Annotated in this window: 21 protein-coding genes and 2 pseudogenes; 17 read left to right on the top strand and 6 right to left on the bottom strand. The window is 61.3% G+C overall.

From position 1 onward, the window contains the following. Positions 1-32: 32 nt before the first annotated feature. Positions 33-1901, top strand: a complete 1869-nt coding sequence (locus ACKUG4_RS20070; RefSeq protein WP_445434677.1) for a c-type cytochrome — start codon at positions 33-35, stop codon at positions 1899-1901. Positions 1902-1926: 25 nt separating this feature from the next. Continuing rightward, on the top strand, positions 1927-3171 hold the full coding sequence (locus tag ACKUG4_RS20075) for a metallophosphoesterase family protein (protein WP_445434678.1): 1245 nt from the start codon (positions 1927-1929) through the stop codon (positions 3169-3171). Positions 3172-3301: 130 nt separating this feature from the next. On the opposite strand, the gene gbca is transcribed toward ACKUG4_RS20075, so the two are convergent. Continuing rightward, positions 3302-4594, bottom strand: a complete 1293-nt coding sequence (gene gbca, locus ACKUG4_RS20080; RefSeq protein WP_039768012.1) for a glycine betaine monooxygenase oxygenase subunit — start codon at positions 4592-4594, stop codon at positions 3302-3304. A gap of 281 nt (positions 4595-4875) precedes the next feature. Here gbca and gbcB point away from each other — a divergent pair, with 281 nt between their 5' ends. Further along, positions 4876-5976 carry a glycine betaine monooxygenase reductase subunit gene (gene gbcB / locus ACKUG4_RS20085; protein ID WP_011336281.1) on the top strand — a complete coding sequence of 367 codons (1101 nt, stop codon included), beginning with the start codon at positions 4876-4878 and terminating at the stop codon, positions 5974-5976. A 230-nt stretch (positions 5977-6206) separates the two neighbouring features. Here the strand turns inward: gbcB and ACKUG4_RS20090 are convergent, their stop codons facing one another. Beyond that, on the bottom strand, positions 6207-7031 hold the full coding sequence (locus tag ACKUG4_RS20090) for an SDR family oxidoreductase (RefSeq protein ID WP_445434679.1): 825 nt from the start codon (positions 7029-7031) through the stop codon (positions 6207-6209). 212 nt (positions 7032-7243) lie between these two features. Further along, positions 7244-8284: a threonine aldolase family protein gene (locus ACKUG4_RS20095; RefSeq protein WP_236187460.1), complete on the bottom strand. Its 1041-nt coding sequence runs from the start codon at positions 8282-8284 to the stop codon at positions 7244-7246. 127 nt (positions 8285-8411) lie between these two features. On the opposite strand from ACKUG4_RS20095, the gene ACKUG4_RS20100 reads away from it, so the two are divergent. The 8 genes from ACKUG4_RS20100 to fdhA all read left to right on the top strand — a co-directional run bounded on the left by ACKUG4_RS20100 (position 8412) and on the right by fdhA (position 18362). Continuing rightward, positions 8412-9122, top strand: a complete 711-nt coding sequence (locus ACKUG4_RS20100; RefSeq protein WP_445434680.1) for a TraX family protein — start codon at positions 8412-8414, stop codon at positions 9120-9122. Between the two features lie 156 nt (positions 9123-9278). Then, a complete protein-coding gene (glyA, locus tag ACKUG4_RS20105) occupies positions 9279-10532 on the top strand; it encodes a serine hydroxymethyltransferase (RefSeq protein ID WP_011336274.1) in 1254 nt (417 codons plus the stop codon). A gap of 20 nt (positions 10533-10552) precedes the next feature. After that, on the top strand, positions 10553-11803 hold the full coding sequence (locus ACKUG4_RS20110; RefSeq protein ID WP_003206307.1) for a sarcosine oxidase subunit beta: 1251 nt from the start codon (positions 10553-10555) through the stop codon (positions 11801-11803). Positions 11804-11816: 13 nt separating this feature from the next. Further along, on the top strand, positions 11817-12146 hold the full coding sequence (locus ACKUG4_RS20115; RefSeq protein WP_007959805.1) for a sarcosine oxidase subunit delta: 330 nt from the start codon (positions 11817-11819) through the stop codon (positions 12144-12146). Then, positions 12143-15160, top strand: a complete 3018-nt coding sequence (locus ACKUG4_RS20120; protein WP_039768017.1) for a sarcosine oxidase subunit alpha — start codon at positions 12143-12145, stop codon at positions 15158-15160. The genes ACKUG4_RS20115 and ACKUG4_RS20120 overlap by 4 nt, the downstream gene beginning before the upstream one ends. Positions 15161-15215: 55 nt before the next feature. Next, positions 15216-15848, top strand: coding sequence for a sarcosine oxidase subunit gamma (locus ACKUG4_RS20125; protein WP_064599941.1), 633 nt, complete (start codon positions 15216-15218; stop codon positions 15846-15848). A 251-nt stretch (positions 15849-16099) separates the two neighbouring features. Then, complete coding sequence (gene purU / locus ACKUG4_RS20130) at positions 16100-16957, top strand: formyltetrahydrofolate deformylase (protein ID WP_007959808.1); 858 nt, start codon at positions 16100-16102, stop codon at positions 16955-16957. Between the two features lie 205 nt (positions 16958-17162). After that, positions 17163-18362: a formaldehyde dehydrogenase, glutathione-independent gene (gene fdhA / locus ACKUG4_RS20135; protein WP_445434681.1), complete on the top strand. Its 1200-nt coding sequence runs from the start codon at positions 17163-17165 to the stop codon at positions 18360-18362. Between the two features lie 82 nt (positions 18363-18444). Here fdhA and ACKUG4_RS20140 read toward each other — a convergent pair whose 3' ends face one another. Further along, positions 18445-18837, bottom strand: coding sequence for a hypothetical protein (locus ACKUG4_RS20140; protein ID WP_064599939.1), 393 nt, complete (start codon positions 18835-18837; stop codon positions 18445-18447). 268 nt (positions 18838-19105) lie between these two features. On the opposite strand from ACKUG4_RS20140, the pseudogene ACKUG4_RS20145 reads away from it, so the two are divergent. Further along, positions 19106-19252 (top strand): annotated as a pseudogene (locus ACKUG4_RS20145) (DUF2780 domain-containing protein); the annotation flags it as partial. Positions 19253-19280: 28 nt separating this feature from the next. Next, positions 19281-19361 (top strand): annotated as a pseudogene (locus tag ACKUG4_RS20150) (hypothetical protein); the annotation flags it as partial. A 57-nt stretch (positions 19362-19418) separates the two neighbouring features. Here the strand turns inward: ACKUG4_RS20150 and ACKUG4_RS20155 are convergent. Continuing rightward, positions 19419-19628 carry a cold-shock protein gene (locus ACKUG4_RS20155; protein ID WP_445434682.1) on the bottom strand — a complete coding sequence of 70 codons (210 nt, stop codon included), beginning with the start codon at positions 19626-19628 and terminating at the stop codon, positions 19419-19421. Positions 19629-20136: 508 nt separating this feature from the next. Between ACKUG4_RS20155 and ACKUG4_RS20160 the strand changes: the two genes are divergently transcribed. Continuing rightward, a complete protein-coding gene (locus tag ACKUG4_RS20160) occupies positions 20137-20694 on the top strand; it encodes a DUF2780 domain-containing protein (protein ID WP_445434683.1) in 558 nt (185 codons plus the stop codon). Position 20695: 1 nt separating this feature from the next. Here ACKUG4_RS20160 and yihG read toward each other — a convergent pair whose 3' ends face one another. Next, a complete protein-coding gene (yihG, locus tag ACKUG4_RS20165; RefSeq protein WP_064599937.1) occupies positions 20696-21583 on the bottom strand; it encodes a 1-acylglycerol-3-phosphate O-acyltransferase, YihG family in 888 nt (295 codons plus the stop codon). A gap of 175 nt (positions 21584-21758) precedes the next feature. Between yihG and rloA2 the strand changes: the two genes are divergently transcribed. The 3 genes from rloA2 (at position 21759) to creC (ending at position 24431) form a co-directional block, all read left to right on the top strand. Continuing rightward, a complete protein-coding gene (rloA2, locus tag ACKUG4_RS20170; RefSeq protein WP_064599935.1) occupies positions 21759-22262 on the top strand; it encodes a retropepsin-like aspartic peptidase RloA2 in 504 nt (167 codons plus the stop codon). Positions 22263-22335: 73 nt separating this feature from the next. Next, positions 22336-23016 carry a two-component system response regulator CreB gene (creB, locus tag ACKUG4_RS20175; protein ID WP_007959816.1) on the top strand — a complete coding sequence of 227 codons (681 nt, stop codon included), beginning with the start codon at positions 22336-22338 and terminating at the stop codon, positions 23014-23016. After that, positions 23016-24431 carry a two-component system sensor histidine kinase CreC gene (gene creC / locus ACKUG4_RS20180; protein WP_445434684.1) on the top strand — a complete coding sequence of 472 codons (1416 nt, stop codon included), beginning with the start codon at positions 23016-23018 and terminating at the stop codon, positions 24429-24431. Before creB ends, creC begins: the two co-directional genes overlap by 1 nt. Positions 24432-24488 lie beyond the last annotated feature (57 nt).

Below are 24488 nucleotides of genomic sequence, written 5' to 3' on the forward strand. Positions count from 1 at the left end.
ATCTCTCCGGTCTGCACAAGGAAAAGGATGACATGGACAGCTACATCCGCTGGTTTCAACGCTTCATCTGGCTCGGCATTGCGATGAACATGGTGTTCGCGATCCCGGCGCTGTTTGCGCCGGGGTTGCTGACATCGGTGGTCGGCCTGCCGCCGCAACTCTCCGACCCGTGGCTGGAAAACGCCGGGATGCTGCTGGTGGGCATCAGCGTGTTCTACATGCCGTCGGGCTTCAACGCGCCGCGCTATGTGGTGCATTCCTGGCTGTGTGTGCTGACGCGGTTGATCGCCGTGGCGTTCTGGATCTACCTGATCAACACCAGCAGCCAGGGCTCGGTGTTCGTGCCGATGCTGATGGGCGACCTGAGCTTTTTCCTGATCCTCGGCATCCTGCTGTACCTCGGCACCACGCCTGAAAACCGGCCACTGGCGCTGCTCTGTGATGGCTGGCGCGAATGGCGGGCGGCGTGGGCGCGGCAGTGGCAAAGTCATGCGTTCAAGGTCGGCACGCTGGTCGTGGTGGCGCTGCTGGCGTTCATCGGTTACCAGACCTGGTATCAGATGCTGCGCGTGGTGCCAGAGCAGGATTACGCCTCTGACGAAGACCACTACAAATACGCCGCGATTGGCTTGGGCATCGAAGCGCGAATCCCGTATTACCTGTTCTCGGTGCTGCCGCAGATGTGCCCGGAAAAACTGCCGAAACCTGGCGGCTGGGAAGTTTTCGGTTTCCTGTTCGAGAACGGCAAGGACCTGCCGATCGGCATGGCCAAGCGGCAGATCGGCTACCCGACCGTCGAGCCGAACTGCGCGCTGTGCCACACCGGTTCCTACCGGGCGAATGCCAGCGACGTCGCGGTGAATGTGCCGAGCGCACCGGCCAACACCCTGCAACTGCAAGCCTTCCAGTGGTTCGCCTACGATTGCGCCAGCGATCCGAAATTCACCACCGACGCGGTGATGGTGGCGATCAACAGCAAATTCCAACTCGGCTTTTTCGAGAAGCTCTACAACCGTTACCTGATCATCCCGATGGCCAAGAGCGCGCTGCTCAAACAGAAGCAGGCCTACGCCTGGCAGAAGCTGCGCCCGCAACAGGGACCGGGGCGAACCGACACCTTCAACCCGACGAAAATGGTGGTGTTCGGTTTCCCGGATGACTCGACCATCGGCACCGTCGACCTGCCGCAAGTGTGGAACCAGAAACCCCGGGAATCGATGTACCTGCACTGGGACGGCAATAACAACAAGATCCACGAGCGCAACTACGCCGCCGCGATGGCCGTGGGCGCGACGCCGGAGTCAGTGCTGCCGCCGAGCTTCAATCGGGTGACCAACTGGCTGCTCGGGCACAAGGCGCCGGCGTGGCCGTGGGCACTGGATCAGGCCAAGGTCGCTCAGGGCAAACCGGTGTGGGAGGCTAACTGCGCGGGTTGTCACGATTTCGGTCGCGTCGACACCGGGCAGGTGACCACCAATATCGACCAGCTCGGCACCGATCCGCACCGGCTGAACTCGTTCACCACCGGGCTGGTGGCGGCGTTCCACACCTTCAAGAAACCGCCGTTCGATTTCGGCGCTTATCGCAAGACTCAGAGCTACAGCAACACGCCCACCGACGGCATCTGGCTGCGCGCGCCGTACCTGCACAACGGTTCGGTGCCGACCCTGTGGGACTTGCTGCAACCGCCGGAAAAACGTCCACAGGTGTTCATCACCGGCTCCGATGTCTACGACCCGGTCAACGTTGGCTTCGTGACCAGTGGCGCCCAGGCCAAAGCCTCGGCGGATTTCACCTACGACACGCGCCTGGAGGGCAACCACAACAGCGGTCACCTGTACGGCACGACGCTGTCGGACGACGACAAGCGTGCGCTGATCGAATTCATGAAAACCCTGTGAACCCCTACGGATAGAGGATTACGCCATGTCAGCGGTTGGTCATCTGAAACACGAATACGACAAGGTCAAGCTGCGCCTGCACGGGTTGTTCACGCGCATCGAAATGGCCTGGATGAAGCTCATCAGCGAGCTGGAGCCGCAGGAGTTTCAAGCCATCATCAAGTTGCTCCAGCGCGGTCACGATCAGGCGCAATACGTGCTCAAGCACGGCGAGCTGCCGGACGACGAACCGGCGGTGCCGTGGGAGTTGGCCCACGGCCTGTCGATCCTGCGCATCGGCAACGCGACGCCGTTGCCGCAATCGCCCGATCAACTGCAGACCAAGGTGCTCAAGGACGGCACACTGCTGGGCTGCCGCAAATGGGAGCTGCTGGATCTGCTGTGGAGCGAGGCGCTGCTGAAGTGGATCGAGAACCTGCGCCATCACGCGACCTTCGGCACCGATCCGGCGCTGGTGACCATGGAGCGCGAGGTGACGCTGGCGATTGCCGGCGACTGGGGCACCGGGCCGTTCAACAGCCATGCGCCGGCGGTGTCGGTGGCCAACCAGATGCAACTGGCCAATGCCGATTTCACCATTCACCTGGGGGATGTCTATTACGCCGGCACCCACTCCCAGGAAGACACCGACATGGCCGGCTGGCCGATGGGCACCCACGGTTCGTTCACCCTCAACTCCAATCACGAGATGTACAGCGGCGCCCATGGTTATTTCAAGGAACTGGCCGCGCGTTTTCCGGGGCAGCAGGGCACCAGCTACTTTGCCCTGATCAATGACGACTGGCTGATTGTCGGTCTGGACACCGCGTACGCCTCGGATGTCATGAACCTGTACATGGACGGCACCCTCAACAAGCCGCAGATCGAGTGGATGAAAAGCCTGCCCAAACGCAAGAAGCTCATGGTGCTCAGCCACCATCAGGGCTTCGACATCACCGGACACAACAAGACCGCGCTGTATCAACCGGTGTGCGATGCACTGGGGCGCGAGCCGGATTACTGGTACTGGGGGCATCTGCACAATGGCATCGTCTATGCGCCGCAAGGTGGGCTGCACGCGCGCTGTGCCGGGCATGGAGCGATTCCCTACGGCACCACCAGCGAGCTGAACGGACATTCGCGGGTACTGTTTTCGGAGACGCAGGATGCCAACGATCCGGACTATCCGCTGCGGGTGTTGAACGGCTACGCCAAGATCAGGTTGGTGGGGGAGGATATTTTCGAGGAGTTTATCGGGGAGGATGGATCGGTGAGGTGGTCATCGAAGTGAGGCGGTGGCTGTAAGGACGCCATCGCGGGCAAGTCGAATCGTCGCACCGCCGCTCCCACAGGTTTTGTGGTGCTCACAACATTTGTGTACACCGCAGAACCTGTGGGAGCTGGCTTGCCAGCGATGCTTTTTAGCCCTGTACCGGCACGCCTTTGAGGTACGGCGCAGGCTCGGCCCCGAGGTTGCTCAGCATCCGCTCGCTGTACCAATCCACGAAGTTGACCACGCCGAACTCATAGGTCTTGGAGTACGGGCCCGGCTGGTACGCCGTGGAGTTGATCCCGCGCTGGTTCTCTTCGGCCAGACGACGGTCCTGATCGTTGGTCGCATCCCACACCTGGCGCATGCGTTCGACGTCGTAGTCCACGCCTTCGACGGCATCCTTGTGCACCAGCCACTTGGTGGTGACCATGGTTTCCTGGGCGCTGATCGGCCACACCGTGAACACGATAATGTGGTCGCCCATGCAGTGGTTCCACGAGTGCGGCAGGTGCAGGATGCGCATCGAGCCCAGATCGGGGTTCTTGATCCGGCCCATCAGCTTGGCGCAGCCCTGTTTGCCGTCCATGGTCATCGACACGGTGCCCTTGAGCAGCGGCATGCGCACGATACGGTTGCGCAGGCCGAAACTGGCGTGGGCGTAAGGGATCTTCTCGGCTTCCCAGGCAGCGGCGGAGGCGGCGACGTGATCCTTGAACGCCTGATCGGCGCGCGGGTCGGTGACGTCGTCCCATTCCAGCAGGGTTTTCAACAGTTCCGGGTGCGAACCGTTGCAGTGGTAGCACTCGCGGTTGTTTTCCAGCACCAGTTTCCAGTTGGCCTTTTCCATCAAGGTGGTTTGCACCGCCACCTTGGTGTTTTCCATGTCGTACGGTTCCATGTAGTGGTTCAGGGTCGACAGGAAGTCATCGATGGCCGGCGGGTTCTCCGCCAGGCTGATGAAGATGTAGCCCCCGGCAGTCTTCACGTTCACCGGTTTGAGGCCGTACTGCTTCATGTCGAAGTCGGCGCCCATCTCGGTGCCGGCGAACAGCAGGCGGCCGTCCAGCTCATACGTCCACTGGTGGTAATGGCAGACCAGTTTGGCGACCTTGCCCTTGTCGCTGGTGCACAGGCGCGAGCCACGGTGGCGGCAGACGTTGTGGAACGCATGCACCACGCCTTCGGCACCGCGAATGACGATGATCGGGTTCTTGCCGATCTGCAGGGTGATGTAGTTGCCCTTGGCCGGGATTTCGCAGGTCATGCCGGCGATCAGCCACTCCTTCTGGAAGATCTCCTGCATGTCGATATCGAACAGGCGCTCGTCACTGTAGAACGGCTGCGGCAGCGAATAGGTGCGCTCGCGTTCCTGCAGCATTTGTGCGGTGGCCTTGCGTGCGGGTTCCAGCGGGTCGCCCAGGCTGATTTTTGCGGTGTCCATCGATGAATTCCTCAAGGCCATCTGCGTGGCCGCGAAAGTGGCTGATCAGGGTTGCAGCGCAAGGTGTAAAGAATCTGTTTGTGTTGAGGGCGAGTGTGGGGCCGGCGCAGGCGAGAACCTTATCCATGGGCGACATGGTGCAATCTGTTCCCGACGCGCAACCCCCGGTGGTTGGGGGCTGGTCGCGATAAGTATGTGAATGTCGCGGATAGGTAAACGGGGCGTTCGCGCTATACGCAGAATCGCCACATGAAGGCCGACAGTCGGCCGTGGAGAACAGCATGTCGAACAGCTTCCTGAATCCGGTCACCACCCAGACCTGGGCCAATGGCCGACACATCGTCCGTTGCGTCAAAGTCATCCAGGAAACCTGGGATGTGCGCACCTTCTGCTTCATGGCCGACCAGCCGATCCTGTTCTTCTTCAAGCCCGGACAGTTCGTGACCCTGGAGCTGGAGATCGAAGGCCAACCGATCATGCGTTCGTACACCATCTCCAGCTCGCCATCGGTGCCGTACAGCTTTTCGGTGACCATCAAGCGCGTGCCGGGGGGCAAGGTCTCCAACTGGCTGCACGACACGCTGCATGAAGGCCAGGAGCTGGCGGTACACGGGCCGGTCGGGCTGTTCAACGCCATCGACTTCCCGAGCCCGAAAGTGCTGTACCTGAGCGGTGGCGTCGGTATCACCCCAGTGATGTCGATGGCGCGCTGGTTCTACGACACCAACGGCAACGTCGACATGACGTTTATCCACAGCGCCCGCTCGCCGAAAGACATCATTTACCACCGCGAGCTGGAACACATGGCGTCGCGGATCGACAACTTCAGCCTGCACCTGATCTGCGAAAAGCATGGGCTGGGCGAGCCGTGGGCCGGCTATCGCGGCTACCTCAACCACAAGATGCTGGAACTGATGGTGCCGGACTTCCTCGAGCGCGAAGTCTTCTGCTGCGGCCCGACGCCGTACATGACCGCGGTCAAGCGCCTGCTGGAAAACGCCGGCTATGACATGAAGCGCTATCACGAGGAATCCTTCGGCGCCACGCCGCCGGAAGCTCGTGCCGACGCGGTGGAACAGGCCGAACAAGCAGCGGAAGCACCGGAAGTCCCGGCGGCGGATCTGCACTTGGTGGAATTCACCTCTTCGGACAAGAGCATCCGTGTTGCGCCGGGCGAGACCGTGCATGCGGCGGCTGCCAAGGTCGGCCTGATGATCCCGAAAGCCTGCGGCATGGGGATCTGCGGGACGTGCAAGGTGCTCAAGCTCGGCGGCGAGGTGGAGATGGATCACAACGGCGGGATTACCGAGGACGACGAGGCGGAGGGGTACATTCTTTCTTGCTGCAGTGTGCCGAAGGGGGATGTGCGGATCGAATATTGAGGGTGCTTCAAAAGCCCCCTCACCCCAGCCCTCCCGAAACGTCGGACCGCCCGGAGGGAGAGGGAGCTGATTGGGGGATGCTCTAGGAATACGCCGACCTGAATTTTCTTTGCCGAATCCATAATCGATAAGGTCTTGCAGGTCGATGTAGCTCGCCAAAACAACTCGGTCGGTTCCCTCTCCCTTTGGGAGAGGGATAGGGTGAGGGGAGGGGCCCACAGGCACACTGATCAATCCACAAACAAATCCGTCATCAACTTCGCATCACTCCCCGGATCAAAACGGTAATGATCGAATTCGGTCACACCGCTTTCGCGCAAAATCTCCTCATCAATCAACAACTGTCCGGTAATCCGCCGCCCGCTGCTGCTCAAAATCACATGCGCCGCATCCGCCATGATCGCTGGCGTGCGCGCATGCTTGAACGACTCGCGATTGCCCAGCTGAAACTCGATCGCCGCCGTGGCGATCATGGTCTGCGGCCACAGCGAATTGACGCTGATCCCGTAGTTGGCGAACTCCTCGCTCATCCCGACCGTCAGCATGCTCATGCCGTACTTGGTCACGGTGTAGGGGCTGTATTGCGCGAACCATTTGCTGGCCAGATTCAGCGGCGGTGACAGGTTAAGGATGTGCCCGGAGGATTTCTTCAGGTAGGGCAGGGCGGCCTGGCTGCACAGCAACACCGCGCGGGTGTTGATCTGATGCATCAGGTCGAAACGCTTGAGTTCGATGTGCTGCACACCGGTCAACTTGATCGCCCCGGCGTTGTTCACCAGTGCGTCGATTCCGCCGAAGTGTTCGTTGGCCTGGGCCAGCGCCTGACGCACCGCGTCTTCATCACGCACATCCAGTTGCAGCGCCAAAGCCTTGCCGCCGGCCGCTTCGACTTCCGCGGCGACGCTGTGGATGGTGCCGGGCAACTTGGCGTGCGGCTCGGCGCTCTTGGCGGCGATCACGATATTGGCCCCGTCCTGTGCAGCCCGCAGCGCAATCTCGCGCCCGATGCCACGACTGGCACCGGTGATGAACAAGGTTTTGCCTTTTAGCGACATACGCAAGCTCCTGCTTATTGTTATGTGAGCGATGGCTCGACAGACAATGTAGACCAAGTCTTCAGGCGCAGAAGGTGAGGGGCGATCAGGTGGGCTTTGGTGGGAGCGAGCCTGCTCGCGATGGCGGAATATCAGCTTGCATCCATGTTGGATGTGCTGGCCTCATCGCGAGCAGGCTCGCTCCCACAGGGGGGGCTGTATAAGCCGGGACTTTAGTGAGACATGACTTCGCGGATGTCGCGCGCCAGTTCACGAACGCGTTCTTCTTCGGTGTCCCACGAGCACATGAAGCGGGCGCCGCCCTTGCCGATGAAGGTGTAGAAGCGCCAGTTCCTGGCGGTCAGGGCGGCAATCGCCGGTTCCGAGAGTTGCAGGAACACGCCGTTGGCCTGGACCGGGAACATCAGTTCCACGCCCGGGATGTCGCTGACCAGTTCGGCCAGCAGTTGCGCGCAGTGGTTGGCGTGGCGGGCGTATTTGAGCCAGGCGTCATTTTCCAGAATGCCGACCCACGGGGCCGACAGGAAGCGCATTTTCGAGGCCAGCTGCCCGGCCTGTTTGCAGCGGTAGTCGAAGTCTTCGGCCAGTTTGTGGTTGAAGAACAGGATCGCCTCACCCACCGCCATGCCGTTTTTCGTGCCGCCGAAGCACAGCACGTCGACGCCGGCCTTCCAGGTCAGGTCTGCCGGCGAGCAGCCGAGGAAGGCGCAGGCGTTGGAGAAACGCGCGCCGTCCATGTGCAGGTTCAGGCCCAGCTCCTTGCAGGTGTCGCTGATGGCGCGGACTTCTTCCGGGGTGTAGACGCTGCCGACTTCGGTGGCCTGGGTCAGGGTCACGACGCGCGGTTTCGGGTAGTGGATGTCCTGGCGCTTGAGTGCGACTTCGCGGATCGAGGCCGGGGTGATCTTGCCGTTTTCGGTGCCGGCGATCAGCAGTTTCGAACCGTTAGAGAAGAATTCCGGCGCGCCGCATTCGTCGGTTTCGACGTGGGCGGTTTCCGAGCAGATCACGCTGTGGTAACTCTGGCACAGCGACGACAGCGCGAGGGAGTTGGCGGCGGTGCCGTTGAAGGCGAAGAACACTTCGCAGTCGGTCTCGAACAGCTTGCGGAAATCATCCGAGGCGCGGGCTGTCCATTCATCGTCGCCATAGGCGCGCTGGTGGCCGTGGTTGGCCTGTTCCATGGCAGCCCAGGCTTCAGGGCAGATACCGGAATAGTTGTCGCTGGCGAATTGTTGGCTCTTGTCGGTCATGGCCGGCTTCCGTGGTCGGCGCGCTTGTGGCGCTCCGTTGGTCAATGATGGTGCGCACTTTACCGAAGATCATCCGGGGAGCACACGGGATGTCGCTGTCAGAACTTTACAAGGATGCGAGCCGATTATGCACCTGAGCCAGCGCGACGGCGCACTCGATCTGCTCAAGTGGCTGGCGCTGCTGAGCATGCTGCTCGATCACCTGCGATATGTCGGGATCAGCGCCGATTGGCTGTATGTGCCGGGACGGCTGGCGTTCCCGTGGTTCTGCCTGGCGATGGCGGCGAATCTGGCACGGGACGGCGCGCGCAAGACCGAATGGCGTTATCTGGGCTGGTTGTTGCTGTTCAGTCTGCTCAGCGAGATTCCCTACCGTTTGTACATTCCAGAGCCCGACACGTTGAACGTGATGCCGACGCTGGCGCTGGGCCTGCTGGTGGCGCGGGGCTGGCAGGATCCAGCGCTGATTTCGCGACTGCTGGGTGTCGGGGCCTTGCTGGTGGCGGCGTTGTTCCCGGAGCGACTGATGTTCGGTCTGTTCGGCGTCCTGCTGCCATTGGCGATGTTGCTGGTGTTTCGCAAACCATGGTTTTTCAGCCTGTTGCCGGGCCTGCTGTGTCTGGCCGCTAATCAATGGCGGGTGCTCTACGAATCCGCGCAGTTCGGCAACATCGTCGCCATCCTCGGGATTGCGACCTGCCTGATCGCGCCACTGCTCGGAATGTTCCTGTTGCGACACGCCACTTGCCTCCACGCGCCACCCATGCGGCGCTGGGCGTATGCGCTCTATCCCGCGCATTTCATGGTTCTTCTGGCCTTGCGCCAGCTGCTTGTTTGAGTCCGTCGCCGCCGCCATGTCGTAAACGCACCTTTGCGTGGCGTCCGTAGGCATTTGACCTCCCTGCGCCGGCCATACCATCGCATCAAAGGGCACTGGCTGAACGCCGTGCCTTACCGAGACGAATGGCGCACAGATGCCGCTGGGAGAGACGCGATGTTCAGCAAGCAAGACCAGATCCAGGGTTACGACGATGCACTGCTGGCGGCGATGAATGCCGAGGAGCAACGTCAGGAAGATCACATCGAGCTGATCGCGTCGGAGAACTACACCAGCAAACGCGTGATGCAAGCGCAAGGCAGCGGCCTGACCAACAAATACGCCGAAGGCTATCCGGGCAAGCGCTACTACGGTGGCTGCGAGCACGTCGACAAGGTCGAAGCGCTGGCCATCGAACGCGCCAAGCAACTGTTCGGCGCCGATTACGCCAACGTCCAGCCGCACTCCGGTTCGTCGGCCAACAGCGCCGTGTACCTGGCCCTGCTGCAAGCGGGCGACACCATTCTCGGCATGAGCCTGGCCCACGGCGGTCACCTGACCCACGGCGCCAAGGTTTCGTCCTCGGGCAAGCTGTACAACGCCGTGCAGTACGGCATCGACACCAAGACCGGTCTGATCGATTACGATGAAGTCGAGCGTCTGGCCGTCGAGTGCAAACCGAAAATGATCGTCGCCGGTTTCTCGGCCTACTCGAAAACCCTCGACTTCCCGCGCTTCCGTCAGATCGCCGACAAGGTCGGTGCGCTGCTGTTCGTCGACATGGCCCACGTTGCCGGTCTGGTGGCTGCCGGTCTGTACCCGAACCCGCTGCCGTATGCCGACGTGGTCACCACCACCACCCACAAGACCCTGCGCGGTCCGCGTGGCGGCCTGATCCTGGCCAAGGCCAACGAAGAAATCGAGAAGAAGCTCAACGCGGCGGTATTCCCCGGCGCCCAGGGCGGCCCGCTGATGCATGTCATCGCCGGCAAGGCCGTGTGCTTCAAGGAAGCGCTGGAGCCGGGCTTCAAGGCCTATCAGCAACAAGTGATCGACAACGCCCAGGCGATGGCGAGCGTCTTTATCAAACGTGGCTACGATGTAGTGTCCGGCGGCACCGACAACCACCTGTTCCTGGTCAGCCTGATCCGTCAGGGCCTCACCGGTAAGGACGCCGACGCCGCCCTCGGTCGCGCTCACATCACCGTCAACAAGAACGCCGTACCGAATGACCCGCAGTCGCCGTTCGTGACCTCCGGCCTGCGCATCGGCACCCCGGCGGTGACCACTCGCGGCTTCAAGGTGACCCAGTGCGTGACGCTGGCCGGCTGGATCTGCGACATCCTCGACAACCTCGGCGATGCCGATGTCGAGGCCAACGTCGCCCAGCAGGTTTCGGCCCTGTGCGCTGACTTCCCGGTTTATCGCTGAGCGTTCTGGAGTACATGACTATGCAACGCTATTCGGGCTTCGGCCTCTTCAAACACTCCCTCAGCCACCACGAAAACTGGCAGCGCATGTGGCGCACGCCGACCCCGAAAAAGGTCTACGACGTGGTCATCGTCGGCGGCGGCGGGCACGGTCTGGCGACGGCCTACTATCTGGCCAAAGAGCACGGCATCACCAACGTGGCCGTGGTCGAGAAGGGCTGGCTGGGCGGCGGTAACACCGCGCGCAACACCACCATCGTTCGCTCCAACTACCTGTGGGACGAGTCGGCGCACCTGTACGAACACGCGATGAAACTGTGGGAAGGCCTGTCTCAGGACCTGAACTACAACGTGATGTTCTCCCAGCGCGGCGTCTACAACCTGTGCCACACCCTGCAGGACATCCGTGATTCCGAGCGTCGGGTCAGCGCCAACCGCCTCAACGGCGTCGACGGCGAACTGCTCAACGCCAAGCAGGTCGCGGACGAAATTCCGTACCTCGACTGCTCGAAAAACACTCGCTACCCGGTGATGGGCGCAACCGTTCAGCGTCGCGGCGGCGTGGCCCGTCACGATGCCGTGGCCTGGGGCTTTGCCCGTGCCGCCGACGCCCTCGGCGTGGACTTGATCCAGCAGACCGAAGTGATCGGTTTCCGCAAGGAAAACGGCGTGTGCATCGGCGTTGAAACCAACAAGGGCTTCATCGGCGCCAAGCGCGTCGGCGTGGTCACCGCCGGTAACTCCGGGCACATGGCCAAGCTCGCCGGTTTCCGTTTGCCAATCGAGTCCCACCCGTTGCAGGCGCTGGTGTCCGAGCCGATCAAGCCGATCATCGACAGCGTGATCATGTCCAACGCCGTGCACGGTTACATCAGCCAGTCCGACAAGGGCGACCTGGTGATCGGCGCCGGTATCGACGGCTACAACGGCTACGGCCAGCGCGGTTCGTATCCGGTGATCGAGCACACCATCCAGGCCATCGTCGAGATGTTCCCGGTGCTGTCGCGAGTGCGCATGAACCGTCAGTGGGGCGGCATCGTCGACACCACGCCGGACGCCTGCCCGATCATTTCGAAAACCCCGGTACCGAACATGTTCTTCAACTGCGGTTGGGGCACCGGTGGCTTCAAGGCCACACCTGGCTCGGGCAACGTGTTTGCCGCAAGCCTGGCCAAGGGTGAAATGCACCCGCTGGCCGCACCTTTCTCCATCGACCGTTTCCACAACGGTGCGTTGATCGACGAACACGGCGCTGCGGCTGTCGCCCACTAACAGGAGAAATCCCATGTTGCATATCTTCTGTCCTCACTGCGGCGAACTGCGCTCCGAAGAGGAATTCCACGCATCCGGCCAGGCGCACATCCCGCGTCCGCTGGACCCTGCAAGCTGCACCGACGAGGAGTGGGGCGATTACATGTTCTTCCGCGACAACCCGCGCGGTCTGCACCACGAGTTGTGGGATCACGTCGCCGGTTGCCGCCAGTACTTCAACGTCACCCGCGACACCGTGACCTACGAAATTCTCGAAACCTACAAGATCGGCACCAAGCCGCAATTCACCGACAAGGCTGACACTGCGAAAACAGCCACGACGGCGCTGGGAGAGAAGGTATGAGCCAGACCAATCGCCTGTCCAACGGTGGACGGATCGACCGCAACAAAGTGCTGAGCTTCACCTTCAACGGCCAGACCTATAAAGGTTTTGAAGGCGACTCGCTGGCCGCAGCTCTGCTGGCCAACGGCGTCGACATCATTGGCCGCAGCTTCAAGTATTCACGTCCGCGCGGCATCTTCGCCGCCGGTGCCGAAGAGCCGAACGCTGTCCTGCAAATCGGCGCGACCGAAGCCACCCAGATTCCTAACGTGCGCGCCACGCAACAGGCGTTGTACCAGGGCCTGGTCGCCACCAGCACCAACGGCTGGCCGAGCGTCAACAACGACATGATGGGGATTCTCGGCAAGGTCGGCGGCAAGCTGATGCCGCCGGGTTTCTACTACAAAACCTTCATGTACCCGCAATCGTTCTGGATGACTTACGAGAAATACATTCGTAAGGCCGCAGGTCTTGGCCGTTCGCCGACCGAAGTCGATCCGGACACCTACGACTACATGAACCAGCACTGCGACGTGCTGATCGTCGGCGCCGGCCCGGCCGGTCTGGCCGCTGCCCTGGCGGCTGCGCGCAGCGGTGCGCGGGTGATCATCGCCGACGAGCAGGAGGAGTTCGGCGGCAGCCTGCTCGACTCCCGCGAAAGCCTCGACGGCAAACCGGCGATGGAATGGGTGGCCGGCGTCATCGCGGAATTGAAGAGCACTCCGGACGTGCTGCTGTTGCCGCGCGCCACGGTCAACGGCTACCACGACCACAACTTCCTGACCATTCATGAACGCCTCACCGATCACCTCGGTGACCGCGCGCCGATCGGCCAGGTGCGTCAGCGCATCCACCGCGTCCGCGCCAAGCGTGTGGTGCTGGCGACCGGCGCTCACGAGCGTCCGCTGGTCTACGGCAACAACGATGTGCCGGGCAACATGCTCGCCGGCGCGGTGTCGACTTACGTGCGCCGTTACGGCGTGGCACCGGGCAAAAAGCTGGTGCTGTCGACCAACAACGATCACGCCTACCGCGTGGCGCTGGATTGGCTCGATGCCAGCCTGCAAGTGGTCGCCATCGCCGACGCCCGCAGCAATCCGCGTGGCGCATTGGTCGAAGAAGCGCGCGCCAAAGGCATTCGCATCCTCACCGGCAGCGCCGTGATCGAAGCCCGTGGCAGCAAGCACGTGACCGCTGCCCGCGTGGCGGCGATCGATGTCAAAGGCCACAAGGTCACCAGCCCGGGCGAATGGCTCGACTGCGACCTGATCGCCAGCTCCGGCGGTTACAGCCCGGTGGTTCACCTGGCGTCGCACCTGGGCGGCAAGCCGATCTGGCGCGAAGACATCCTCGGTTTCGTACCGGGCGAAGCACCGCAGAAACGCGTGTGCGTCGGTGGCATCAACGGCGTCTACGGTCTCGGCGATTCTCTGGCTGACGGTTTTGAAGGCGGCGTGCGCGCTGCGTCCGAAGCCGGTTTCCAGGCCGTTGAAGCCGTGTTGCCGAAAGCCCTGAGCCGTCTCGAAGAACCAACCCTGGCGCTGTTCCAGGTGCCCCACGAGAAGGGCACTTCGCGGGCGCCGAAGCAATTCGTCGACCTGCAGAACGACGTGACCGCCGCCGCCATCGAACTGGCGACCCGCGAAGGTTTCGAGTCGGTCGAGCACGTCAAACGCTACACGGCGCTGGGCTTCGGCACCGATCAGGGCAAGCTCGGCAACGTCAACGGCCTGGCGATTGCCGCCCGCTCGCTGAACGTGACCATCCCGCAGATGGGCACCACGATGTTCCGTCCGAACTACACGCCGGTGACGTTTGGCGCGGTAGCCGGCCGTCACTGCGGGCACATCTTTGAACCGGTGCGTTACACCGCACTGCATCAATGGCACCTGAAAAACGGCGCCGAGTTCGAAGACGTCGGCCAGTGGAAACGTCCGTGGTACTTCCCGAAAAACGGCGAAGACATGCATGCCGCCGTCAAACGCGAATGCAAGGCTGTGCGCGACAGCGTCGGTCTGCTGGACGCTTCGACCCTGGGCAAGATCGACATCCAGGGCCCGGACGCCCGCGAGTTCCTCAACCGCGTGTACACCAACGCCTGGACCAAGCTCGACGTGGGCAAGGCCCGTTACGGCCTGATGTGCAAGGAAGACGGCATGGTCTTCGACGACGGGGTGACGGCGTGTCTGGCCGACAACCATTTCGTCATGACCACCACCACCGGCGGCGCGGCTCGCGTACTGCAGTGGCTGGAGCTGTACCACCAGACCGAATGGCCAGAGATGAAGGTCTACTTCACCTCCGTCACCGACCACTGGGCGACCATGACCCTGTCCGGCCCGAACAGCCGCAAGCTGCTCAGCGCCGTGACCGACATCGACCTGGCCAACGAAGCGTTTCCGTTCATGACCTGGAAAGAAGGTCTGGTCGGCGGTGTGCCGGCGCGGGTGTTCCGCATCTCGTTCACCGGTGAGCTGTCGTACGAAGTCAACGTCCAGGCCGATTACGCGATGGGCGTGCTGGAAAAAATCGTCGAGGCGGGCAAGCAGTACAACCTGACCCCGTACGGCACCGAAACCATGCACGTTCTGCGGGCCGAAAAGGGCTTCATCATCGTCGGCCAGGACACCGACGGCTCGATGACCCCGGACGATCTGAACATGGGCTGGTGTGTCGGTCGCACCAAACCGTTCTCGTGGATCGGCCAGCGCGGCATGAACCGTGAAGACTGCGTGCGTGACCAGCGTAAACAGCTGGTGGGCCTGAAGCCGATCGATCCGAACGTCTGGCTGCCGGAAGGTGCGCAACTGGTGTTCAACACCAAGCAGTCGATCCCGATGACCATGGTCGGCCACGTGACCTCCAGCTACGCGCACAACTCCCTCGGCTATTCGTTTGCCATGGGCGTGGTGAAGGGCGGTCTCAAGCGCATGGGCGAGCGGGTGTTCGCACCGCTGGCGGACGGCAGCGTGATCGAGGCGGAAATCGTTTCTTCGGTGTTCTTCGATCCGAAAGGCGATCGCCAGAACATCTAACTGATCGCTCCCGCGCCTGGCGCGGGAGCGACACCGAATTCAGGAAGGGTGCTTTATGACCGCAGCCAACGTTTACCAACAACGCCCGACCACCGGGGCCAAGGCCGAGTCGTCGCTGCATCACGCCGACCTCGCCAGCCTGGTTGGCAAGGGCCGCAAGACCGCCGGCGTGACCGTGCGCGAAAAGAAACTCCTCGGCCATCTGACCATCCGCGGCGACGGTCACGATGCCGCGTTCGCCGCCGGTGTGCACAAAGCGCTGGGCATCGAGTTGCCGGGCGCCCTGAGCGTGATCGTCAAAGGTGAAACCAGCCTGCAATGGATGGGCCCGGACGAGTGGCTGCTGATCGTGCCGAGCGGTGAAGAGTTCGCCGCCGAGCAGAAACTGCGCGAAGCGCTGGGCGATCTGCACATCGCAATCGTCAACGTCAGCGGCGGCCAGCAGGTGCTGGAATTGAGCGGCCCGAACGTGCGTCAGGTGCTGATGAAATCCACCAGCTACGACGTGCACCCGAACAACTTCCCTGTCGGCAAGGCTGTTGGCACGGTGTTCGCCAAGTCGCAGCTGATGATCCGCCACACCGCCGAAGACACCTGGGAGCTGCTTATTCGTCGCAGCTTCTCGGATTACTGGTGGTTGTGGTTGCAGGATGCGTCCGCCGAATACGGCCTGAGCGTTCAGGCTTGAGGTGAATTGCGTCGATCTTGCTTGCGTGTAGGGCCTGAGATTTTTGCCCCCTCACCCCAACCCTCTCCCCCAAGGGGGCGAGGGGGAAAGGGAGCTGATCTCGGTTGGTTTCAAAGCCTGAGTTCGACTCGGTTTCTCACGTCGGCGTAGCTCGAAAGAACAACCCGGTCAGTCCCCTCTCCCTCGGGGAGAGGGCTAGGGTGAGGGGAAACTCCCTGACACCCCGCACAAAGAACAGGAGTCACCGCACCATGAGCCGCGCCCCAGACACATGGATTCTGACCGCCGACTGCCCCAGCGTTCTCGGCACCGTGGACGCGGTGACGCGTTTTCTGTTCGAGCAGGGCTGTTACGTCACCGAGCACCACTCGTTCGATGACCGGCTCTCGGGCCGGTTCTTCATTCGTGTGGAATTCCGTCAGCCCGACGGTTTTGACGAGCAGTCCTTCCGCGCCGGCCTTGCCGAACGCGGACAGGCGTTCGGCATGATCTTCGAGCTGACCGCGCCGAACTACCGGCCAAAAGTGGTGATCATGGTCTCCAAGGCCGATCACTGCCTCAACGACTTGCTCTACCGCCAGCGCATCGGCCAGTTGTCGATGGACGTGGCGGCAGTGGTGTCGAACCATCCGGACCTCAAGCCGCTGGCCGACTGGCACCAGATTCCCTACTACCATTTTCCCCTCGACCCCAACGACAAACCCGCCCAGGAGCGGCAGGTGTGGCAGGTGATCGAGGAGGCTGGCGCCGAACTGGTGATCCTCGCCCGCTACATGCAGGTGCTGTCGCCGGAGCTGTGCCGCAAGCTCGATGGCAAGGCGATCAACATTCACCACTCGCTGCTGCCGGGCTTCAAGGGCGCAAAACCGTATCACCAGGCCTACAACAAGGGCGTGAAGCTGGTGGGCGCAACCGCGCACTACATCAACAACGACCTCGACGAAGGGCCGATCATCGCCCAGGGCGTCGAGGCGGTGGATCACAGTCATTACCCCGAGGACCTGATCGCCAAGGGCCGCGACATCGAAGGCCTGACCCTGGCCCGGGCTGTCGGGTATCACATTGAAAGAAGGGTTTTTTTGAACGCCAACAGAACCGTCGTTCTTTAGATCGCTTTCGCGAGCAAGCCCGCTCCCACAGGGGATTTGTGGTTTGAGCAAGATGGCATGCACCCAAGAGAGCCAATGTGGGAGCGGGCTTGCTCGCGAAGGGACCTTAACTGACAACGCAAAACCAACAAGCAATAACCCGAGCACTTAACGCGCTGCCTGCCTGGGCAACGCGGTTCCATAAAAACAACAGCGAGGTGAAAGCATGTCTGGCAATCGTGGTGTGGTGTATCTCGGCGCTGGGAAGGTCGAAGTACAGAAAATCGACTATCCGAAAATGCAGGATCCGCGCGGCAGGAAGATCGAGCACGGTGTCATCCTGCGTGTGGTTTCAACCAACATTTGCGGCTCCGACCAGCACATGGTGCGCGGCCGTACCACCGCTCAGGTCGGTCTGGTGCTGGGACACGAGATCACCGGTGAAGTGATCGAGAAGGGCAGCGACGTCGAAAGCCTGAAAATCGGCGATCTGGTCTCCGTTCCGTTCAACGTGGCTTGCGGGCGCTGCCGTTCCTGCAAGGAGCAGCACACCGGCGTCTGCCTGACCGTCAACCCGGCCCGTGCCGGGGGTGCCTACGGTTACGTCGACATGGGCGACTGGACCGGCGGCCAGGCCGAGTATGTGCTGGTGCCGTACGCCGACTTCAACCTGCTGAAACTGCCGGACCGCGACAAGGCCATGGAGAAAATCCGTGACCTGACCTGCCTCTCCGACATTCTGCCGACCGGTTACCACGGCGCCGTTACCGCAGGCGTTGGTCCGGGCAGCACCGTTTACATTGCCGGCGCCGGCCCGGTCGGCCTGGCCGCTGCCGCCTCCGCCCGTTTGCTCGGCGCTGCGGTGGTGATCGTCGGCGACGTCAACACCATCCGCCTGGCCCACGCCAAGGCTCAGGGTTTTGAAGTGGTCGACCTGTCGAAAGACACCCCGCTGCACGAACAGATCGCCGCGCTGCTGGGCGAGCCTGAAGTGGATTGCGCGGTGGACTGCGTCGGTTTCGAAGCCCGTGGTCATGGCCACGACGGCGTCAAATCCGAAGCCCCGGCCACTGTGCTCAACTCGCTGATGGGCGTGGTGCGCGTAGCCGGCAAGATCGGTATCCCGGGCCTGTACGTGACCGAAGATCCGGGGGCCGTGGACGCTGCCGCGAAAATGGGCAGCCTGAGCATTCGCTTTGGTCTGGGCTGGGCCAAATCCCACAGCTTCCACACAGGGCAAACCCCGGTGATGAAGTACAACCGCCAGCTGATGCAGGCGATCATGTGGGATCGCATCAACATCGCCGAAGTGGTGGGCGTGCAGGTCATCAGCCTCGACCAGGCGCCGGAAGGTTACGGCGAGTTCGATGCGGGTGTGCCGAAGAAGTTTGTGATTGATCCGCATAAGTTGTTCAGTGCGGCGTAAGTTGCGTAGATGAAAAAAGGGCAACCCGTCGGGTTGCCCTTTTTCGTTATAGGCGTTTCGAAAAGGCAAGTTGTTTTGCTCGTTACTGGAACGGGCAGTCCTTAACGTTCCCGTTTTTGGTCGCACAATCATCGCCCTGCCAGTTCGAACCGGAAGAAGTAATGGCTTTCCCGGATTTCCATACCAACGATGCCCCGAGTAAGGAAGGTTTCTTCCCATCTTCGTACTGGCACACGGCTCTGGCAGTTGCCTGATCTTTTTCCTTCAGGCGTACAGCTGTGAATAAAAGGTTCTGGACGTCCGCTTGATTGGCATTGTCAGGATCAACTTCAACCGGAAACTTTCCTTCGGGGGTTGTCACGATGAAACTGCCGTCCGGCTGTTTTGTAATGGCTGTGGCGTTGGGGCAATCGGCATAGGCAGCACTCGTGAGAGCAACGGTGATCAGCGCAGCAGCAAAGGATTTTTTCAACATTACTCGTACTCCTTTAATGGGGGGGGGCGAGTCGCAATAATCTTTGCTCATGATTTATTTGGTAACTGTCATAAATGACAGTCGTTGAGTTTATTTCGAAATAACGGTGTTCGAGTTCAGAGGCAAATGTGCTAAAGGCTTTTAACTTTTGACGTTTCATAAAAGGAAAATGAATTTTTCGGCTGGAACATGCTGCCGCCTACCCGGTCAAACCGGCAGTTTGATCGCCTGTATCCGGGCGGTCTTCACGCCACAAGAGGATGTCTGAATGAAGATTTCACGCGGTTTTGCCCTGGCATCGCTCCTGACCCTGGCGGCAGGGCCGGTGTTTGCCGGTTTCAGTTTGAATGACGTGGCCGGTGCGGTATCGGGCATGCAGGGCGGGGACATGGCTGCCGCCGCGGCGCCGACGTCGGTCTGTTGAATGCTTGAGCATCGACCAAGCGTCGGAAGGCTACGGCGAGTTCGACTCAGGCGTGCCGAAGAAGTTTGTGATTGATCCGCATAAGTTGTTTAGTGCGGCGCAGGATTTACGCAGAACGAGAACGGCGCCATTGAGGCGCCGTTTTTTTGAACGGGTTCTATACGACCTGAACTTGTTCCGCTTGCATTCCCTTGGGTCCTTTTACAGCGACGAAGGTCACAGTCTGCCCTTCGGTCAAGCTTTTATATTCAGCCGCAATAGCCTCGCAGTGGACGAAAAGATCAGCGCTGCCGTCCGCAGGACTAATAAAGCCATAACCTTTTGCGTAGCTAAACCACTTTACGGTACCGCTTTGTCTGTTTGACATGTCCATGCTTCCTGTTTGCTGTTCGAAACCAAGGGTTCACGTTCACGGTTTACCTGTACTTTTTTGTCGCGAACCAGTCGAACGTTGATTGCGTAATCCTGCCCTGTATCGCTTTTCATCACTTCATAACTGACCCTTCGTCCGGCCCTGATTTTTCCAATGATCGAGTCGACAGGATCAATGCAAAAGATGATTGATTAGGGTTGATCAATCACATCCTTTGCAGCGTCCTTCGACGGCCGGCGGGATGAACGAGTCGTCGCGGTCTGACCATCGCTTCTCCATCGCAGCACCTCTCTCGAAATGATCCGCGGCAAACTTGTCTCGAATGCAATGTGATTCATTTGCCTTCAACCTGTAACTGTCAGTCTTGACAGTTTTTTGGAACCTTTTGGAATAGCGCAGATTTCGAATTGGAATGACCGGAACGTGTCGCCATATCCCCGGTCAAACCGGCAGTTTGATCGCCTGTATCCGGGCGGTCTTCACGCCACAAGAGGATGTCTGAATGAAGATTTCACGCGGTTTTGCCCTGGCATCGCTCCTGACCCTGGCGGCAGGGCCGGTGTTTGCCGGTTTCAGTTTGAATGACGTGGCCGGTGCGGTATCGGGCATGCAGGGTGGGGACAAGGCCGCCGCTGCGGCGCCGACGTCGGAAACCGCCGGTCTGTTGAGTGCCCTGAGCGCGCTGAACGTCACGCCGCAGCAAGCGGTCGGCGGCACCAGTGCCATGCTGGGGTTGGCGAAAAACCAGCTCAGCAACACGGATTATTCCGAGCTGGCCAAGGAAGTGCCGGGCATCGACAAACTGTCGGGCGGCAGCGGTAATCTGGCGGCGTTGAGCGCCTTGCTCGGTTCATCCGGCAAGTCCGCCGGGCTGGAAAATGCGCTGGGCAACGTCAAGGACACCAATGACCTGAACAACGCCTTCGGTGCGTTGGGCATGGACAGCGGGATGGTCGGCCAGTTTGCCCCGATCCTATTGCAATACCTCGGTCAGCAGGGTGTCGGTGGTTCGCTGCTGCAAAGCCTGGGCAGCATCTGGGGCACCGGCACCAACGGTTGACTCAGCGGCGCTCGCCCTTGAGTTCGGCGATGCGCTGATCCTTGAGGGTCCAGAGCTGGTTGACCCAGTTCTGGACCTTCTCGCGAAACGCCGGATCGTTTTCGTAATCGCCCTGCCACAGGGCCGGGTCCAGTTCGCGAGTCTGGATGTCGACGATCACGCGTGGCACGTTGCCGCTGATCAGGTCCCAGAAGCCCGGAATCTTCTGCTGTGGATAAACCACGGTCACATCGAGAATCGCGTCCAGCTGTTCGCCCATCGCCGCCAGTACGAACGCCACGCCGCCGGCCTTGGGCTTGAGCAGATGGCTGAACGGTGACTGCTGCTGAGTGCTTTTGGCGGCGGTGTAACGGGTGCCTTCCAGATAATTCACCACCGTCACCGGCTGGCGCTTGAACAGCTCGCAGGCGGCCTTGGTGATTTCCAGATCCTTGCCGGCCAGCTCGGGGTTCTTCGCCAGGAACGCCTTGGTGTAGCGCTTCATGAACGGGTAATCCAGCGCCCACCAGGCCAGGCCCAGGAACGGCACCCAGATCAGCTCTTTCTTGAGGAAGAACTTGAAGAACGGCGTGCGCCGGTTGAGAGTCTGGATCAGCGCCGGGATATCGACCCAGGACTGATGATTGCTGATCACCAGGTAGGAAGTGTCGCTGCGCAGGTCTTCGCCGCCGCGAATATCCCATTGCGTGGGAATGCACAGGCGGAAGATCAGCTTGTCGATCTCCGCCCAGGTTTCGGCGATCCACATCACCGCCCACGAGGCATAGTCGCGAAAGCGCCCCGGCAGGATCAGCTTGAGCACGGCGAACACCATCAGCGGGCCGAACAGTACCAGGGTGTTGGACAACAGCAGCAGGGTGACGAAACAGCCGGTGAGCAGGCGGCGCATAAGCAACTCTTGGAAAACGGATGGGCGCGCCATGATAAGTGGCTTCGGCCGGCAGGCCAAATCCACCGGTGACGAATGTTTCACCTGTGGCGCGATAACCTGCCGGGAACGTTCATGCGAACAACGGTCTAAAATCTCGCGTCTGACGCCCCCATTTCCCAAGGAAGCCCCTTACGTGAAATCCCTCCTTGCACTGCTTTCCCTCGTCGCCCTGCCGGTGCTCGCCGCCGAACCGACCCTGTACGGTCGTTACGAATACATCGCGCTGCCGGAAATCGGCGGAGAAGTGCTCAAGGCCAAGATGGACACCGGCGCGCTGACCGCCTCGCTGTCGGCCAAGGACATCGAGACCTTCACCCGCGACGGCGAAGACTGGGTGCGTTTCCGTCTGGCTACCAAGGACGCCAGCAACAAGGTGTACGAACACAAGGTCGCGCGGATCAGCAAGATCAAGAGTCGCTCGGATGAAGAAGACGAGGGCGAAAGCACCGAAGTGGCCAAGCGCCCGGTGGTCGATCTGGAGCTGTGCCTGGGCGACGTCAAGCGTACCGTGGAGGTCAACCTGACCGACCGCAGCAACTTCAATTATCCGTTGCTGATCGGCGCCAAGGCCCTGCGCGAGTTCGGCGCGGCGGTGAACCCGGCACGACGCTTCACCGCTGACAAACCTGATTGCTGAAACAAGTGGTCTCATTGACGTAACGCCGGGCTTGGGGCACCGTTCGCGCACTTAACCCACAGGCTCGGACGCCATGCCTCATATCCTGATTGTCGAAGACGAAGCGGCGATTGCCGACACCCTGATTTTTGCCTTGCAGGGCGAGGGCTTCACCACGACCTGGCTGAGCCTGGGCGCGGCGGCGCTGGAGCATCAGCGCCAGACCCCGGCGGACCTGATCATCCTCGACATCGGTCTGCCGGACATCAGCGGCTTCGAAACCTGCAAGCAGCTGCGTCGCTTCAGTGAAGTGCCGGTGCTGTTTCTCAGCGCGCGCAACGCCGAGATCGACCGGGTGGTGGGCCTGGAGATCGGCGCCGACGATTACGTGGTCAAACCGTTCAGCCCACGGGAAGTGGCGGCGCGGGTCCGGGCGATTCTCAAGCGCATGGCGCCACGTCCGGTCATCGAGGCGTCCTCGGCGCTGTTTCGCATCGATCCCGAGCGCGTACAGATCAGCTATCGCGGCCAGCCCCTGAGCCTGACCCGCCACGAATTCCGGCTACTGCAATGCCTGCTCGAACAACCCGAGCGGGTGTTCAGCCGCGAGCAATTGCTCGATGCGCTCGGCGTGGCGGCGGATGCCGGTTACGAGCGCAGCATCGACAGCCATATCAAAAGCGTACGCGCCAAATTGCGTCTGGTGCGCGCCGAGGCCGAGCCGATCCAGACCCATCGCGGCCTCGGCTACAGCTACAGCCCGGGGCACAGCTGATGTCGCTGGGGCTGCGGATTTTCCTGGTGTACGTGCTGTTCATCGGCCTCACCGGGTATTTCGTGCTCAACACCGTGATGGAAGAAATTCGCCCCGGCGTGCGCCAGTCCACCGAAGAAACCCTGGTCGACACCGCCAACCTGATGGCGGAAATCCTGCGGGACGATTTCAAGGCCGGCACCCTCAACCAGAATCGCTGGCCGGAACTGCTCCGTGCCTATGGCGAGCGCCAGCCGAAGGCGACGATCTGGGGCCTGGCGAAAAACCAGGTCAACCACCGGATCTACGTTACCGACGCCAAGGGCATCGTGGTGCTGGACTCCAGCGGTCTGGCCGTCGGTCAGGACTACTCGCGCTGGAACGACGTCTACCTGACCCTGCGCGGCGAATACGGCGCACGCTCCAGCCGCAGTGACCCGAATGATCCGAATTCTTCAGTGATGCACGTCGGTGCGCCGATCCGCGACAACGGCGCGATCATCGGCGTGGTCACCGTGGCGAAACCCAACAGTTCACTGCAGCCCTATGTCGATCGCACCGAGCGCCGCTTGCTCGGTTACGGCGCCGGATTGATCGGCCTCGGCCTGCTGCTCGGCGCCGTGCTGTCGTGGTGGCTGAGCCGCGCGCTGCACCGCTTGACCGTGTACGCCCAGGCCGTGAGCGAGGGCCGTCGGGTGGCGGTGCCGCACTATCGCGGCGGCGAGCTGGAGCAGTTGGCGACCGCCGTGGAACAGATGCGCACCCAGCTCGAAGGCAAAGCCTACGTCGAGCGCTATGTGCACACCCTGACCCACGAACTGAAAAGCCCGCTGGCGGCGATTCGCGGTGCGGCCGAGCTGCTGCAGGACGAGATGCCGGTGGATCAGCGATTGCGTTTTGTCGGCAACATCGACAGTGAAGGTGCCCGGATGCAGCAGTTGATTGAGCGCCTGCTCAATCTAGCTCAGGTCGAACAGCGGCAGGGTCTTGAGGAGCGCGTTGCAGTGCCGTTGGCGGCGCTGCTGAGTGAGCTGCTACAGGCACAGATGGCGCGCATCGAAGGCCGGCAACTGCGGATCGAACAAACCATCGCGCCGGATCTGGCGTTGATCGGCGAGCCGTTTCTGCTGCGTCAGGCATTGGGCAATCTGCTGGAAAATGCGCTGGATTTCACGTCGCAAAACGGTTTGCTGCGCTTCAGTGCCGAGCGGATCGGCGAGAAGGTCGAGCTTCGCCTGTTCAACGAAACCACGCCGATTCCCGACTATGCCTTGCCCCGTTTGAGCGAGCGTTTCTACTCTTTGCCACGCCCGGACAGCGGGCGTAAAAGCACCGGTCTCGGGCTCAATTTTGTCGAAGAGGTGATCAAGTTGCACGGTGGTTCGATGCGCATCGGCAACGTCGAACGTGGGGTGGAAGTCGTCCTGCAGTTGTAGTCTCCACACAAACTCCACATTCCTCCCACAAAACCCCCACATCCCCTTCGCAGACTC

The sequence above is a fragment of the Candidatus Pseudomonas auctus genome (assembly GCF_048654275.1).
In the GTDB taxonomy this organism is placed as follows: Bacteria; Pseudomonadota; Gammaproteobacteria; order Pseudomonadales; family Pseudomonadaceae; genus Aquipseudomonas; species Aquipseudomonas pharyngis.